We start from the raw sequence: 17,546 nt of genomic DNA on the forward strand, positions 1-17,546 counted from the left end.
GTGATAAATTGAAGCAATAACGACCTTATATTCTAATACAATGACCACTAAAAGACACTTCTCTCTACTTTGCATGTTATTAGCAGTAATAGTATGCTATTCTTTTACCAATCAGAAACCCTATGTGGTAAACTTTACTCGAGATAAATATCGTGCAGCCAGTAAAAATTGGTCTATAGGACAAGACGAAAAAGGGTTTATGTATTTTGGCAATGATAGAGGATTACTTGAATCTGATGGGATGGGGTGGAAGCTTTACCCGATGCCTAATTCGCCTATTGTGCGGGCTCTGTCTGTTAAATCGCATGACACTATTTATACAGGAGGTTTAAACGAATTCGGACGATGGGACAGGGATCTTTCGGGCAGTCTAAAATATACCTCCCTAAAAGAATTATTACCAACCAAAAGTTTGAATAATGAGAGTATCTGGCGTATCTGGATAGATGCAGATAACGTATATTTCCAATCATTTACGAATATTTATGTATATAACAACAATACCATAAAGAGGTTAACCACCTCAAAGGGCTTTATGCTGTTGTTGAAAGTTAACGATGAATATTGGGTACAGGAAATGTACGGGCCTCTTTATCAACTTAAAAATGGGCAGCTGAATAAAATTAAAGGCAGCGAATTTCTGAATGGTACTATTACCCGGGTTATTTTGCCTTATGGAAAAAATAGATATTTAATAGGTACGTCTACAGGGCAATTATATATATACGATAAAAAAAGTTTTACCCCGTGGAACAGTGTTCTTTCACGTCAGTTAAACGGGCAGGAACTAAATTGTGCTATATATTGCTCAAAACGTAATACTTATTATCTGGGAACACAGCTTAACGGAATATATGAAGTAGACATCGATGGAAATATTCTGAATCATTTCTATGCGGCTAATTCCCTGCAAAACAATACTATTCTGTCCTTATATGAAGATGAAAGCAATAATATCTGGATAGCCATGGATCGAGGACTTGCCTGTATCCGTTATACAGACGGATTGAGCTATTATCGTACGATGTCGGGAAATTCGAGCTCGGTATATGCCGCAACCCTATGGAACGGATATCTGATAGTAGGTACAAATCAAGGTGTTTTCTATACACCAAGAGAAAAGGTGAACGACCTTGAAATGTATTCGTCGCTAAAATTCATTGAGGGTACGCAGGGGCAAGTTTGGTCTTTCAGTCAAATTGACGGAAAATTATTCTGTTGTCATAATAATGGACTGCTTGAGATCTGTCCCGATTTTAGCGTTCGGAAATCTTACCAGATCAATAATGGAGTATTTAAAACTCTCGAAGCGACTATTAATGGAAAGAAAATCGAGGTTATTATTACCTACAGCGATCTGTATATTATTAATAAAGAAACCGGGAAAATAAATATTATGAGTCAGATTACAGATCATATTTACGATGCCGAAGTAGACCATTTAGGTAATATATGGCTCGAAACCGTTAGGCGTGGTGTGTATAAATGCCGGTTAAACGAACAATTGGATGCCTTCCGTTATTATACGTATTATGGGAGCGAGACGGATAAGGCATTACCTGTTCATCTGCAGATTTTCAAATCAAGCGAACGCATCATCTTTTTAGGCGAAAATCACTTTTATACATACAATGAAAGTAAGGATAATTTACAACCTAATCCTCTTTTAAATCAGTGTTTCAAAAATATAAACAATCTTAAACGTATTATACCTATCAATGGAGAAGAAAGCTGGGCTGTAACCGAATCTTCCGTTTATCGCTTTATCTATGATGGTTACGTAGCACGTATTACTGAAGCATACAAAGTAGAAGCTGATAATTTGTCACTTGTTACGGATTCTGAGAATATCTCCGTTTTGGATGATTCACTTTCTCTGATCTGTCTCGATGTCGGGGGAATTTTGCATAATTCTCGTCAAAGTAAACCTCGTATTGTAGAACTTGCACCTCCTAGTTTGGAGTATATACATACCGGAAGAGATTTGAATAATGGCTATGTTGACATAGAAAAAGATATTCGGATTCCATATAAAGAAAATACAGTAACAATCGGATTCTCGGTAAACAATGCCCTCGCTGAAAACTTATATGTAGAATATCAGCTTGAAGGAGTTGATACCAGCTGGAGCCAGCCTGTACGACGAAACAGCATTACATATGCCCGTCTGCCTCAAGGTAAATATACATTACACATTCGCTCGACAGACGAATTAAACAATTATTCTGCTGATACTATTGTTCATTTTGAGATACTTCCTCCTTGGTATAATACTACCTGGTGGTATCTTTCTTGTTGTTTACTCACGCTGTTTGTTTTTTATGCAGTCTTTTGGTTTATGAGAAGACGTTTACAAAACAGGCATTTACGTTTGATGAATGAACAGCTTCAATATGAAATAGAAGAAAAGAATGCGGAGATGTTTACTCAAACTTCATTTATAATCCGTAAGAATGAACTTATTCTGAAACTAAAAGAGATAGTGGATGAGATTTGTGATAAAAACACCCAAAAAGGGCTTATTCCTCTTTATCAAAGGATAAATAATCTGCTTGCGAATAATCTTGATACAGATGATGACTGGAAGATGTTTCTTATCAAATTTGAACAAAAGCATCACAACTTTTTCCGGACATTGAAGAAAAACTATCCTTTACTCACTAATAATGACTTGAGGCTTTGCGCGTGCCTGAAATTGAATATGGACACCAAAGACATAGCTTCGCTTATGAATCTTTCTGTCAGGGCTGTCGAAAATAACCGCTACCGTCTCCGTAAAAAACTAGACTTAAAGCCTACCCAGAATCTCAATGAATTTTTCTTAGATGTAGAATAGTCCTTGTGTACGATGATGTTGTAAAATTATCTGAGTGTCAGGTTTGTTAATGGTATTTTTAGAGAGGAGCCGAAATATTTTACAGGTGTGTTATTCTATTGATATACAATGGGTAAATTCTTATTGAGTAGTAAATAAGTAGTGGGTGATTTGATGAATATTCGGGATATGTATTGATGGTGAATGTGTTTTTTATTCTTCACTTTTCGAAATACATAGATTTGCATCCAAGTTGAAATATAAGCACTCGATAGAGCTTAAAGTTCAATGAAACCAAGTTATCCATTAAAATTTAATACAATGAAGAGGAACACACATCTTCTAAAAAAGCCGTCAGGACTTAAAAGTCTATTCTTGATGGTATGCTTGCTATTGATTACAATACCGGCATTTTCTCAAACAAAGACAGTAACAGGAACCGTAACAGATGGTGCGGGTGAAACGCTGATTGGTGTATCCATTATGGTGGAAGGAGCCGAAAACGGAGTCGTTACCGACTTACATGGGAAATATACGTTGAGTAATGTACCTGAAAACGGAGTTCTCATAGTTAGCTATCTTGGTATGCTGCCTCAGAATATAAAGGTAAATGGCAGGGCTGTAATAAATGTAACTTTGAAAGAGGACTCTCAACAGTTAGAAGAATTTGTTGTTATCGGTTATGGTTCGGCAAAAGTAAAGGATCTTACAGCACCTATTACTGTTGTAAAGGGAGAGGCTCTGGCATCCGTTCCATCGACTTCTCCAATGACGGCACTGCAAGGTAAAGTTGCCGGTGTGAATGTCATCAATAATGGAGCTCCCGGAGAAGGGCCTATCGTTCAGATTCGTGGTGTCGGATCATTTTCCGACAGCAAACCTTTGTTTGTTGTGGACGGTATGTTCTATGATAACATCAACTTTCTGAACAACGCTGATATTCAGGAGATGTCTATATTGAAAGATGCTTCGGCTGCTGCTATTTATGGTGTACGGGCTGCAAATGGTGTTGTGCTTATCACAACCAAGAAAGGTTCCCGTAACCAAAAAGCAAGAATATCATATGATGGTTATATAGGTATTCAGAAAGCAGCGAATGTACTGGAACTGGCTAATGCAAAAGAGTATGCAACTATGCTTCTGGAGGGGAATTACAATGCATATCAAGCTCATTTCAAACAGTCTATTGACAAATATGGTGGTAGTTATGCCGATTCTGATTTTCATAATTGGACATTCGGAGCCGATAATGATTGGTACGATCACCTTCTTCGCACTGCTGCTATAACAAATCACAGTCTGAATATAAGCGGAGGCTCTGATAATGCTGTTTATGCTATTGGTGCGAGTTATATATATCAGGATGGTATTATGGATGTGGATAATAACTATAAGCGTCTTAACTTACGCAGTTCATTAGACTATGATGCAACAAACTGGCTGAAAGTAGGTTTCAGTGGCGTGTTCAGTAATTCTACTCAGCAAGTACCGAATAATCAGGCATGGCAGAAAGCTTTTAACTGTCCTCCTATTGTGGCTCTTTATGATGAGACTAATGAAAAAGGATTTCCCAATAAATATGGTTCTCCTGATGCTATTGGTTACACATCCAACTTTTATAATCCCATTGCAACAGCCAAGTATTTCGACTCGAGTAAGGAAAACTATCAGGTGTTGAGTAATTTTTATGCTCAATTAGAACTTATCCCTACTAAACTGAATTTTAAGACAAACTACTCTTACAGCTTTCTTTCTACTCAGGGACGCGAGTTTACTCCTGCTTATTATGTGAGCAGTTGGCAGCAATCCGCTACGACCCAATTGAAGAAGACTGAAGATAAGTACTATAACTATATTTGGGATAATACATTGACTTATAATGACCAATGGGCAAAGCATAAATTCGGAGCGATGGCGGGTTATTCGATGCGTCAGGAGCAATGGCGTTACTTTGAGGGAAAGGCTAATAATGTCCCTGATGGAGCAGATGAATATTGGTATATTAAAAACGGAAATGCAGCCGGTGCTACTGTAACCGATGATGGTTTTTGCTATAGAGGGCTTTCTTATTTTGCCCGTTTGAATTACAACTATGATGATAAATATCTGTTGATGTTCACTATGCGCGCCGATGGTTCGAGCAAATATCAGGAACACTGGGGATATTTCCCTTCTGTAGGTGCTGCTTGGGTAGTATCGGAAGAACCGTTCATGAAAAAACAGAAATGGGCAAACTTCCTGAAAGTACGGGCAAGTTGGGGCAGACTAGGAAACGATATGGTCAAGGCTAGTGATGGATTCGCTTCAATAAGCACAGGTAATGCTTCATCGGGAGTATTCGGTAGTAGTACAGTTGCAGGTTTCCAGAACAGTACATACTTCAGTTGGCTGAAATGGGAGGTTGTTGAAGAATCAAATGCAGGGTTTAACATTATTACCCTCGATAACCGACTGAATATTGACTTCGACTATTTTCATCGAATGACCAAAAATGCTGTAATCTCACCACTTCTTCCTTTTAGTACCACTACTCTTGCAGGTAATTATGGAAAGATTCTTAATTCAGGTGTAGATGTTAGTGCCGACTGGAGCGATAAGATTGGAAAAGACTTTAGCTATAGCATTGGGGCAAATATTTCGACATTGAGGAATCGGGTGAAAGATTTGAATGGACATAACATTATTAAAGGAGGTAAGACTGTTAATATTGTAGGTAAGGAGATGAATTCTTTTTATGGATTCAAGATGATCGGGGTTTATCAGACTCCTGAGGAAATTGCAGCGGACCCTATCGCTGTAGCTAATGGATTAGTACCCGGAGATTTAAAATATGCCGATTTGGATGGAAATAACATTTTGGATGGTAACGACCGTACATGCCTGGGGTCTTATATTCCTAATTTTACTTATGGTATTAATCTAGGATTCAATTATAAGAATATTGATTTTCAATTGACTACTTACGGACAGACAGGAGCCCAGATGTTCAATCGTAAACGTGCCCTTCGCTATTCGTCTCAGAACTATAACTTCGACAAAGCTCAATATAAAAACCGATGGACAGGTCCCGGTTCTACAAATTCAGATCCATCTGCAGCAGCTCTATTGAAGTCTTGGAATGTTAGTGACCAGAAATATAGTTCGTACTTTGTCGAAAATGCTGACTTTTTCCGTATCCAGAATATATCATTGGGTTACACACTGCGTAATCTGAAATTGGGAAATTACACCATGTCGGCATTACGTTTGAGTTTGACAGCCGACCGTCCGTTTACAACATTCAAAGCGAACGCATTCTCTCCCGAATTATCAGACAGTCAAGGCTGGGATACAGAAGTATATCCTTTGACATCGACTTATACATTTGGTTTGAGACTCGATTTCTAAGAAGTAAATCTTAAAGGAATAATAAGCATTTTTAATAAATAGGTCTGAGACCTTTAAATTTAGATATGATGAAAACTTTAGTAAGATCTTTAATATATATAATGTCCGTATCAATGGTATTATCATTGGTATCGTGTAATGACTTTCTGGACAAAGAGCCGGAGGGTAAAGTTCCCGAACAAAAAGTAGATTATACAAATACAGCTAATATGTATCAACCTGTATCCGGAGTGTATGCAAAGATACGAACCAGCGGTTTACACTGGGTGATCTGGGAGATTACCACAATCCGTGATCAGGATGTATTCAGTGGGCAATTTAATGGCAGCGATTATTATAATCTGAGTATATACAAATACAACGATTCATTCTGGGGCTTTGATGAATTGTGGAAACAGTACTACAATATAATCAAGGTTGCTAATTCAGCAATTGAAACACTGGATTTGTATGCGGCTAATATCACGAGTGACAGTGACATGAAAAAGTATAAAGCATATAAGGGCGAGGTTATGTTTATGCGTGCTTATGCTTATTATCGTCTAGTACAGGCATTTGGTGCGGTTACGATTCTTCGGGATAATAACCAGCTTGATCTGAGCCGCTCTACTGCCGCTGCGGTAAACAAATATGCGTTGGAGGATTTGCAATATGGTATCGATAATATGCCGCGTATCCGCCCTAACCAAAGTGAGCATGTTGGAGCAGTAACTGCTTTTTCGGCTGCAACACTGGCTGCAAAGATTCATCTGAATGAAGGTAATTACGCTAAAGTTGAAGAGCTTACCGACGATATTATCAAGAATGGTAATTTTTCCCTTTATCCCGATTTTTACCAGCTATTTAAGATACCCGGAAAACTTTGTGATGAATCCATTTTCGAAGTTCAATGTACTGATTTCGGTAATGGTTCGGGTGATTTGATTGATTCGGGCGAATGGTTTGTTTGTCAAGGACCGAATAATTCGGGAAGTAATATTTCTGGATGGGGAGATTGTGGTATACTGAAATCTTTCAGGGATTGGGCATACGGTCGTGGAGAGACCATTCGTGCTACTACTTCGTTTTTATTGGCAGATTCTACAACTCCCGATGGCGATTATATACGTGCCCAGATTAACCCTGCAAATACCGACTGCTGGAACGGAAAAGCTTATACTCCGCTAAGCCAGCTTACTCCGGGGCGTACGAGATATGGAACAAACAATAATGTCCGTATCATTCGCTATGCAGATGTCCTTCTTATGAATGCAGAAGCTAAAGTTAGAAATGGTAAAAGTGGAGATATTCCATTCAATGAAATAAGAAAGCGTGCGAAAATGCCTGAACTTACCAATGTTACTGCCGATCAGGTTCTGGACGAACGTCGTATGGAGCTGCTTTGTGAATGGGGCGAACGCTATAATGATCTTGTGCGCACAGGTTTGGCTGCAACAGCCTTGACTGGTTGGACAAAGGATAAACAATATCTGCCATTGCCATTCAATCAATATACCCAAATTCCGGATTTATTGCTTGATCCTAAAAATGAATAGCTAGTTTGTTGATAGGATGAAGGGTCTGAATAGTATACCTTCTGGTTATATTGAGGATCCTTCATCTTATATTGATAAGGTAAATTAAATGTCTAAATAAATTGAACATGAGATATATAATATTATTTTTCTGTACCTGTAGTATTTTACTGCTCGGCTGTAGTAAAGGGAAGCCTGTTAAAGACGATCATCCATTGAAGGTAATGACCTTTAATATAAGATTGGATGCACCATCGGATAGTCTCAATAACTGGAAATACCGTAAGGACAATGTCTGTGAGATGATTACCTACTATCAGCCCGATCTGCTGGGAATGCAGGAGGTTTGTCATAATCAGATGGAAGATTTAAAGCAGGGTTTGCCTCAATATACAGCCTTAGGCGTAGGGCGTGATGATGGAAAAGAAGCTGGAGAATACTGTCCCATATTTTTCAATTCGCAACGATTTTCACTTATAAAATACGGCAACTTTTCTTTGAGCGAACACCCTGATTCGATTGGTGTAAGAGGTTGGGATGCCTCTTATAATCGGATAACAACTTGGGCAATACTAGAGGAAAAGAGCAATGGCTCGAAAATGATTTTCTTTAATACCCATCTTGATAATGATGGAAAAGTCGCCCGAGACAAAAGTGTTCATCTTATTTTGGATAAAGTCAAAGAGATTGCACCTGATATGCAGGCCATTATTACCGGCGATTTTAACTGTACTCCCGATGAAGCACCCCTTAATACCTTAGAAAAAGGAGGAATGCAAAACACGTCGAAGACTGCATCCGTAACTTACGGGCCAACATGGTCTTTTCATGATTTTGGTCGTCTACCTCAGAACGAACGTGTACTTCTTGACTATATATTTGTTACCAAAGGTGCTCAGGTTGATCGTTATCGTGTAATTCAGGATACACCTGATAATGGCTTTTTATCCGATCACGATCCAGTTTTGGTTAGCTTCAATTTTCGTTAAGGTCACAGAATCTGAAAATTACCCTAAGATAGAGTGTTCATTTATCCTATCTTAGGGTAATTTGTTCATATAAGTAGTCTCTTCAAAGCATCATTTCCAGAGCGGAGTAGCATCTTGTATAACTCCATCCTGACTAGTCCATTGTTGAATCGAATTTTCTTTGGACTGGATCACAATATAGATCATCTGTTGTTCAGAAGTGTTAGTCATACCTCTAAGTCCGGCAGGTGCTACACGGATAACACTTCCTTCCGAAATATCAAAACACTGATCATCAACCTGAAATTTCCCTTCTCCCTTTAAGATAATATATGTTTCTTCATTCTGTTTGTGTGAATGAAAAATCGGAAGATCTGTTTTAGAAGGTAAAATACTAATAGAGATCTCTGTTCCGGAAGCTTTTGTTGCATCTTTCAGAAATATTTTTCCATTGGCACTTTCTAATACTAGATCGAGTTTACCAAAATCTATGGCTGTAAAGTTTTTACTCTCCGCAATTTGTTTAGTGCTGTTCATTTTTGTAATGTTTTAATTATTGATAATAATTAAGGTCTCAGACCTATTTATTGGTTTTACAAGTAAACTGACAAAAGTAAGTTGTTGATGTGTAATATATTATTAAATATTTACTGTTGCTTACTATATGTAACTTTCTTACTTTTGTATATCAAAGGTATTGTATTTATTTTATTCACACAAGAAGGCACAGATTGGTAAGTTGGTTACATCTAGGTAACAATTATAAATAGAGAGCCTGTTATAATTAGAAGACATATCATTATATACTTTCTGTTACTTATACATACCGAGAGTCGAAAAGAAAAAACTAATAATGAACTCTAAAAAGGTTACAAAAGTCACATACTTTATGTACACCTTCTGTTGTTTATATTTTACCCTTATCCACTAAAGGGGATTTTTGCTGTCGCTCGGAAAGCCCTTTTAGGAGTTTGGGGGCATGTCGAAAAAGGTAACAAAGGTAACATTGAAACTGTAACTTTTTATCGAGGCTTTTTCTTCTTTTCGTGATTATATGTTATCTGTCATTCAAAGATCTTGTCTGTTTTTTATAAAAAAACATTTCTTTCAAAACTCTTTCACTATAGATAAAATATGTAATAAAATATGTTGAAAGTTATTACTCTCTCAGATAATAATTAGAAAGCTATAACAGTTTGTTTATCGGATGCTTACAAAAGCAATGAAAATATTTGAGACTTTAATGGTCTTTTGTCGTTTTAATACTTTCTCGTAATTTAGACGGATATTTCAAAATACAGGTCTCATTATCTAAAATAATTCAATTATGAAAACATCGGTTTTAAGAGAAGTTACTCCCTTATCGGAACGAGACTGTTTTATGATATTTTCACGGGTAAAGAAAGAGTTTACTTTCCCTATACATACTCATGCCGAATATGAACTTAACTTCATAGAGAACGGAAAAGGTACCAAACGCATTGTTGGTGATAGTATCGAATTAATAGAAAATCTCGAACTTGCTCTCATTGCCAATCCACAACTCGAACATGCCTGGCTGAACCATAAATGTGAGTCGGACGAAATAAAAGAAATAACCATTCAGTTTCATGGAGATTTGCTGAATGATCAGTTGTTACAGAAAAATCAGTTCAGGTCGATTAAGGAAATGTTTGACAGGGCTTCTTACGGGATAACTTTTTCAGCTGACACTATACAAGGGATAAAAGACCGTTTGTATTCTTTGGCGTCCGAGAATGATGGTGTGCATTCTGTATTGAAATTATGGGGGATTTTATATGATTTGTCTCTTTCACCGTCAATGCGGGAATTGTCGAGCCGTACTTTTAATGACGGGGAACAAAAATATGACAGCCGACGGGTCGAACGTGTCTATAATTATATGAAAGAAAATTATGAAAAAGAAATAAAGTTAAAAGACATTTCTGACCTTATAGGTATGACGGAGGTTGCCTTCAGCCGTTTTTTGAAAAAGCGTACAGGTCGGAATTTCATAGATTCTCTTAATGATATCCGATTGGGGCATGCCGCCCGTTTGCTAATTGATACAACTTACAGTATTTCCGAAATCTGCACAAACTGTGGATTTAATAATTTGTCGAATTTTAACCGTATTTTTAAAAAGAAGAAAGGCTGTACTCCCCGTGAGTTCAGGGAAAATTATAAAGAGTCTAAATATTTTCTTTGATAATATAAGAACTACCATATCGGTGTCTTATTCGAAAACAAACTTATACAGAAATTATATATCCATCCACTTGTATATGATGAGTGCTTATTTTATGAGTTGAAGATAATCTAGTCTTTAGCTATAGTTCAGTATGTTTTTTAGTGAATAGTGATTAAAGTAAATGATACTTTTTTGACATAGGAGTAGATAAAAAAGTATCTGTTCTTTGTTTTGTATTTATTGCAATGTTTATTCTGTATTATTCCTGAAAATATTGGTTTTACTTTCTTTTTCGTGCTTTTTCTTATTTTTAAGTTGTATTTTTTTGCAAAGAAACTATCGCTAATAGATAAAATAGTATTTGTTTTTTTATGCACTTTGTGTATAATTTTGTCATAAATAAACTAATGTTAAGTTTAAATCTCATATTACATATTATTAAACCATGAATCATGAAGAAAATCTTTAATTTATTATTCTTTTTTTGTGTGATACCAGCTTTGGTATTTGCTCAAAATCTGCAAATTAAGGGAAAAGTGACCGATGCAAAGGATGGTTCTCCTTTGGTTGGAGTTACAGTCAAAACCCAGAAGAACTCAGGGGTTATGACTGATCTTGATGGCAAATACACTATCAATGCTCAAAAAGGAGATATCCTTTCTTTTTCTTTTCTTAGTATGACTACTCAAACTGTTAAAGTTGAATCGGCTAAAGATATTAACATAGCATTGAGTGATGACGATAAAATACTCGACGAAATTGTTGTTGTTGGCTACGGTACAATGAAAAAACGAGATTTGTCGGGTTCTGTAGGACAAATAAAGAGTGAAGACCTGCTGAAAGGAAATCCTACATCGAGTATCAATCAGGCTCTGCAAGGACGATTGGCCGGAGTATCGGTAAGCCAGAATGATGGAGCTCCCGGAGCTGGAATTTCGATTACCATTCGTGGTACAAACTCTTTCTCGACAAATTCACAACCTCTTTATATCGTGGATGGAATACCTTACGATGTGGCTGCTACACCAACCAGTTCTGCTAATGATAATAATAATCAGACGGCGAATGCTCTAGCTGCTATAAATCCGCATGATATTGAATCCGTGGAAGTTCTGAAGGATGCCTCTGCTACAGCGATTTATGGTTCTCGTGGAGCAAACGGGGTTGTACTTATCACAACTAAAAAAGGAGAAAAGGGGAGCAACAAAATCGAGTTTACTTCCAACTTTAGTGTATCGAAGATCGGTAAAAAAGTAAAAATGCTAGATCCGGTTACTTATGCACGTTATATAAATGAACAAACTGTAAATAGCGGCAATTACGAAGGTATACCTTATACTACACTTCCTTATTCAGGAACATGGCAATATCAATATCTGAATGGAGAGATAATAACAAGTTCGGGTGTTTATAACCCTTCTCCTGAAGATTTTAATAATTATGGAATAAGAAAAGACCAGTATGGAAATGAAACTTTGGTAGAAGGAGCTAACTGGCAAAATGAAATTTATCAGACCGGAGCATCTCAAGAATATAACCTCAGTGTCTCAGGTGCTAATGAAGCCGGTTGGTATGCTTTCTCAGGAAATTATACCGACCAAAGCGGTATTATTAAAAATTCGGGTTACAAACGGTATGCTTTGCGTACGAACATCGGACGCAGACTCAGAAGCTGGTTGGAAATAGGTACAAATATCAATTATACTAATTCTACTACCGATTTTGCCAAGTCAAATGCATATGACTATAGTATTATCCGTTCAGCCTTGTTGTTTCCTACAACTTACGGACCGAACATGACCCGTACCGAATCGGATGAACTTAATTGGCTTGCGTCTAATCCGCTTATATATGTAAATACAGCCAAAGACCAACTGAAAGCCAATAATGTATTCAGTTCGTCTTATGCCGAAATTAAATTTATGGATGGTCTTAAATTCCGTCAGAATTTGGGATTGGGATATTCAGGAAATAACAGGTTCACTTATTATAACAGGCAGACTCAGGAAGGGCGTGATGCCAAAGGAAAGGGCGGACAGAGTGATAATTGGTGGTACAGTACTACTGCCGAATCATTGCTTACATTCGATAAAACATTCAATACAAAACATACATTAAATGCTGTTGGCGGATTTACTTACGAGCAATCTAACTATGGCGGTAAATCGATGACTGCAACTAACTTCCCGAATGATATCACAGAATATTACGACTTGTCGGCAGGATTAAATAAAGGAGCTTTGGTTACGAATCGGGGACAAGCTATTATGGTTTCGTTGTTAGGACGTGTTAACTATTCATACGATGGTAAATACATAGCAACTGTATCTTTTCGTCGCGATGGTTCAAGCAAATTAACATCTGGTCATAAGTTTGCCAACTTTGCTTCAGGGGCATTGGCTTGGAGAATTTCAGACGAGAAGCTTATTAAGGATCTGAAGATATTTGATAATCTGAAACTGAGATTGAGTTACGGACAAACTGGTAATCAGGGTGTAAGTTCATACCAAACAATGGAGTATCTGACTCCGGCTAACTATCCTGTAGGAGGAGCACTTACTAGTGGATTTGCCGAAGTAGACTGGCGTGGCGCTCTGAACAGACTTCTTAAATGGGAAAGAACAGATCAGTATAATGCCGGGCTTGATATTTCGGTATTAAACAGTAAAGTTAACTTCACGATAGACGCGTATTATAAGAAAACTAATGATTTGTTACAGAATGTCGCAATCCCATCGAGTTCAGGATTCCTTAATATGTGGATGAATTCGGGTTGGGTAACTAATAAGGGATTGGAAATCACAGGTCAGTTCTATCCTTATTCCAATAAAAATTTCAGTTGGGATATTAATGCTAATATTTCCTTCAATAAAAATGAAATTGGAGGTTTGAACGGCGATAGCTTCTCCGAACGCCTGTGGTACGGGGCAGATAACATCTTTATCCGCCGTAATGGAGCACCTATCGGAGCTATATATGGATATGTGGAAGATGGATTTTATGACAATGCGGCCGAAGTGAGAGCCGATCCTCAATATGCCAACGCTAGTGATGCCAAGGTAAAATCGATGATTGGCGAAATCAAATACAGAGATGTAAATCACGATGGAGTAGTTAACGAAAGCGACCGTGTGATAATCGGAGATACTAATCCCGACTTTATATTCGGGTTAACTAATAATTTTAAATGGAAACAATTTACATTGAGCTTCTTCTTTCAGGGATCAGTCGGAAACGATATTTTCAACGGAAACTTGCTCGACGTAAAGATGGGTAATATCGCTAACATCCCTACCGATATCTATAATAGTAGATGGACAGAAGAAAATAAAGAAGGTGCATTGTGGCCTAAAGCTGTCGCATCGTACAACAGAACCATGCTGGTATCTGATCGATATATAGAGAACGGATCTTACCTAAGATTAAAGAACTTAAATATAGGATATTCGTTTAAACCTAAATTTAAGGGTGTCGACAATATCTATATCTATGGAAGTGCTACAAACTTGTTTACAATATCAGATTACAGCTGGTTCGACCCGGATGTAAATGCTTTCGGTAGCGATTCTTCACGCCGTGGAGTTGATATTTATTCTTATCCAAGCAGCAGAACTTATTCAATAGGTTTGAAACTTGATTTTTAATTCAATACTGTGTTTGAAAGCGATAATAAACAGGTCTGAGACCTTAATCGACAAAATCAAAAAACAAAAACATGAAAAAGAACTATCTAAATATAATAAAATCGGTCAGTCTGGCTGTTTTTCTGATCACCGCTTTTTCTTCATGTGAAGATATGCTGGACGAAAAGAAGTTTGATTTTATAGAACCTAAAGATATAGAGGATTCCGACGATGGTGCGGCTCAATGGGTAATAGGTACATACAGTAAATTATCCGACGATATGTTTCGCTGGAATGTATTTCCTCCGGCTATCGAATTCGACTGCGATTATATGACGGGGCCCGATTGGTCGTTTGGTTCATTGGGTGCCGGTAATTTCCAGAACAACGATTATACCGAGGCTATGTGGACTAAGCCATATTCGGTAATCCATCGGGCTAATCTGGCAATCGAGAATATAAATGAAATGAAGAATGTATCCGAAAGAGTAAAAAGTAATGCTCTCGGTGAACTCTATTTCTTAAAAGCCTATTCATATTTTCTGTTAGTAAGAGCATTTGGTGATGTTCCGATTCATGAAAAAACAGTAAACAATGGAGGAGATGTATTCCAGCCCCGCCAACCTATCGAAACAGTTTATGCTCACATTATCAGTTTATTGAAAGATGCAGAAACTATGATGTATAAAAATACCGATTCGGGATTTACCGAAGGGCGTGCTTCTGCCGGAGCAGCAGCTACACTCTTGGCTAAAGTATATGTAACTATAGGTTCCGCGTCTTTGGCAAGTGGCAATGTTACCGTGAAAGGAGGTACAGCATATACAATGAATGGTAATGACAAGGTACTTACTAATCCTGTATCTTTTGTTGTTTCGAAACAACAGGTAAAAGGGTACGATAAATTCGATTCGAAAGAATATTTCACACTTGCACGTGATAAAGCCAACGAAGTAATTACAGGTGTTTATGGGAGTTATGCTCTATTAGCGTATGATAATTTGTGGACTCAGGCTTCAAAAAATAAAACTGAACATATATGGAGTCTTCAAACTATATCTGCAGACGATAAATATGGAATGACTTTCTCTCGTGCTTATACGGGAATGTACAATGCAAAAGGAAATATTACCACAGGTTTATGGTGGGGATGTCGTGACCATTGGTACAAATTATTCGAAAGTAAAGATTATCGTATAACTAAAGGTGTTATGCATCGTTGGGTAAGAGAACCTGATGACACATCGTGGGGTGATGGCGGATCGTACTATCCGAATACCGAAGAGTGGGAAAAGAAAGCAAAAGGATATACCGATGATAACGGTGAGTGGGTTGCTCCTGTAGCTCCGTTTAATGATGGAAAACAGTATCGCAGCGGGGTATCTTCTGCATGGATTGCTTTCCTTACCAAATATTCGTATGTAACCGATAATACTCAGGAAAGAACCGATGCCAATTGGCCGTTCTTGCGTTATGCTGATGTTTTACTGATTTATGCCGAAGCTGCAAATGAAGTGGAAAACAGCGGTGCCGCTAGGGCTGCGGCTTTAGTTAAGCTGAATGAAGTGAGAGTAAGGAGCAATGCAACACCTAAATCATTGACTGGTGCAGGCAATATTGATACTCAAGAATCATTCCGTTCTGCAGTTCTGGAAGAAAGAGCGATGGAATTGGCTTTGGAAGGAGACAGGCGATGGGATTTGATCCGTTGGGGAATTTATATCGATGTAATGAATAAGATAGGCGGATACGATGAGGTAAATGTAAATAAGGCTAGATCTGAGAAACATTTATTGTATCCGATACCAAAATCAGAAATGGATACCAATCCTTTTATAACATCCAATAACCCTGGTTGGAATTAACCTTAATCAACAATCAAATAAGGAAAAATAATCATGAAACGATCAAAAATAATATATGCATTATTGGCCATAGCTCTTTGCTGTGCTTCATGTAGCGATGTTGTCAATTATAATGACGGATACGACGATCAACTAACATCGTATGGACCACCCTCTATCACTAAAATAAGCAAGGCCGGGGATCTTGAATCGGTGATAACTGAAGGAGCTCTAACCGATATGATTGTATTACAGGGGGATAATCTGGCTGGTGTACAGTCTATCAAGATTAATGATGTAGAGGTCGATTTATCTACTGTATATGCGGTGAGGACTCAAATAACATTGCCTATTCCCCGTATGGTTCCCGACAATGTCAACAATCTGGTAACTGTGGTAACAGAAAAAGGAACGACCACATTTCCTCTGACTGTAACAATCCCAGATCTGAAAGTAGAAGGTTTTTATAACGAATTTGCTCAGGCAGGAGATACTGTTCAGATTATGGGTAAATACCTAGACTTGTATGAATTGTCAGTAGAGAAAGGTGTATTCTCGGTGGGAGGAACATTTATAACTCCATTACGTACAAGCGCTGATACAATTGTGTTTATAATGCCTACAGGTACTCCCGATGGATCGGTCTTTTCTATGTCAAGTCCTAAAGTTGCGACTCCGATTACTGCAAAATTCAGGGAAGCTGGAACTTCCATCCTTGATATCGAGAGCATGTCGGGCGGTTATGTAACCGATGGAAAAGCTTCGGGAGACCCGAAACCATTGATAGGTAAATTCTTTAGAATCAAAGGTCAGCTTTCTGCATGGTCGTGGAATAGTATTTTCTGGTCAGGATTTAATCTTCCGGATATTGATGTCAAAAATAATCCGCAAAATTATTATGTCAAGTTTGAGATAAATACTAAATCTTCAGCATCTATAAGTTCCGGCAATATAATTATTGGAGGTAATCGGCAGGATAATAGATGGAATCCGGGTGCAGACGGGGCTTTGAACACTTACGGTAAATGGCGTACTATACGACTCGAACTTACCGATCTGTTTCACGATAATACAAACGGAACATATCTGGTTGAGGGAAACAATGATTTTACTTCGACATATCAACCTGATGCAGAAGTGAATGCCGACTTTAGTATTTGTAATTACCGTATAGTAAAAAAATAAATAATAGCACAAGTAAATT

At 37.7% G+C, this 17,546-nt stretch carries 9 protein-coding genes; 8 read left to right on the plus strand and 1 reads right to left on the minus strand.

Features of this window, described 5'->3' with window-relative positions; all coding sequences use genetic code 11:
• Nucleotides 1-40: 40 nt before the first annotated feature.
• From AABJ51_RS02215 to AABJ51_RS02230, 4 genes are all read left to right on the plus strand, one after another.
• The gene (locus AABJ51_RS02215; protein WP_338374228.1) at nucleotides 41-2,836 is read left to right on the plus strand and encodes a triple tyrosine motif-containing protein; all 2,796 of its coding nucleotides are present in this window, start codon (nucleotides 41-43) and stop codon (nucleotides 2,834-2,836) included.
• Between the two features lie 300 nt (nucleotides 2,837-3,136).
• Complete coding sequence (locus tag AABJ51_RS02220; RefSeq protein WP_338374229.1) at nucleotides 3,137-6,202, plus strand: SusC/RagA family TonB-linked outer membrane protein; 3,066 nt, start codon at nucleotides 3,137-3,139, stop codon at nucleotides 6,200-6,202.
• Between the two features lie 68 nt (nucleotides 6,203-6,270).
• Entirely contained in the window at nucleotides 6,271-7,737 is a 1,467-nt protein-coding gene (locus AABJ51_RS02225) for a RagB/SusD family nutrient uptake outer membrane protein (RefSeq protein ID WP_338375921.1), read from the plus strand.
• Between the two features lie 107 nt (nucleotides 7,738-7,844).
• On the plus strand, nucleotides 7,845-8,705 hold the full coding sequence (locus AABJ51_RS02230; protein ID WP_338374230.1) for an endonuclease/exonuclease/phosphatase family protein: 861 nt from the start codon (nucleotides 7,845-7,847) through the stop codon (nucleotides 8,703-8,705).
• 90 nt (nucleotides 8,706-8,795) lie between these two features.
• Here the strand turns inward: AABJ51_RS02230 and AABJ51_RS02235 are convergent, their stop codons facing one another.
• Nucleotides 8,796-9,221 (minus strand): cupin domain-containing protein, encoded by a 426-nt coding sequence (locus AABJ51_RS02235; protein ID WP_338374231.1) that lies wholly within the window; start codon nucleotides 9,219-9,221, stop codon nucleotides 8,796-8,798.
• Between the two features lie 790 nt (nucleotides 9,222-10,011).
• On the opposite strand from AABJ51_RS02235, the gene AABJ51_RS02240 reads away from it, so the two are divergent.
• From AABJ51_RS02240 to AABJ51_RS02255, 4 genes are all read left to right on the plus strand, one after another.
• A complete protein-coding gene (locus tag AABJ51_RS02240) occupies nucleotides 10,012-10,893 on the plus strand; it encodes an AraC family transcriptional regulator (RefSeq protein ID WP_026625656.1) in 882 nt (293 codons plus the stop codon).
• A gap of 434 nt (nucleotides 10,894-11,327) precedes the next feature.
• Nucleotides 11,328-14,519: a SusC/RagA family TonB-linked outer membrane protein gene (locus AABJ51_RS02245; RefSeq protein WP_338374232.1), complete on the plus strand. Its 3,192-nt coding sequence runs from the start codon at nucleotides 11,328-11,330 to the stop codon at nucleotides 14,517-14,519.
• A 71-nt stretch (nucleotides 14,520-14,590) separates the two neighbouring features.
• Nucleotides 14,591-16,363, plus strand: a complete 1,773-nt coding sequence (locus tag AABJ51_RS02250; RefSeq protein ID WP_338374233.1) for a RagB/SusD family nutrient uptake outer membrane protein — start codon at nucleotides 14,591-14,593, stop codon at nucleotides 16,361-16,363.
• 33 nt (nucleotides 16,364-16,396) lie between these two features.
• On the plus strand, nucleotides 16,397-17,527 hold the full coding sequence (locus tag AABJ51_RS02255; protein ID WP_338374234.1) for a glycan-binding surface protein: 1,131 nt from the start codon (nucleotides 16,397-16,399) through the stop codon (nucleotides 17,525-17,527).
• The last annotated feature ends 19 nt before the right edge of the window (nucleotides 17,528-17,546 follow it).

This window comes from Indolivaga capnocytophagoides (genome assembly GCF_036511535.1).
GTDB lineage: Bacteria > Bacteroidota > Bacteroidia > Bacteroidales > Dysgonomonadaceae > Dysgonomonas_A > Dysgonomonas_A capnocytophagoides.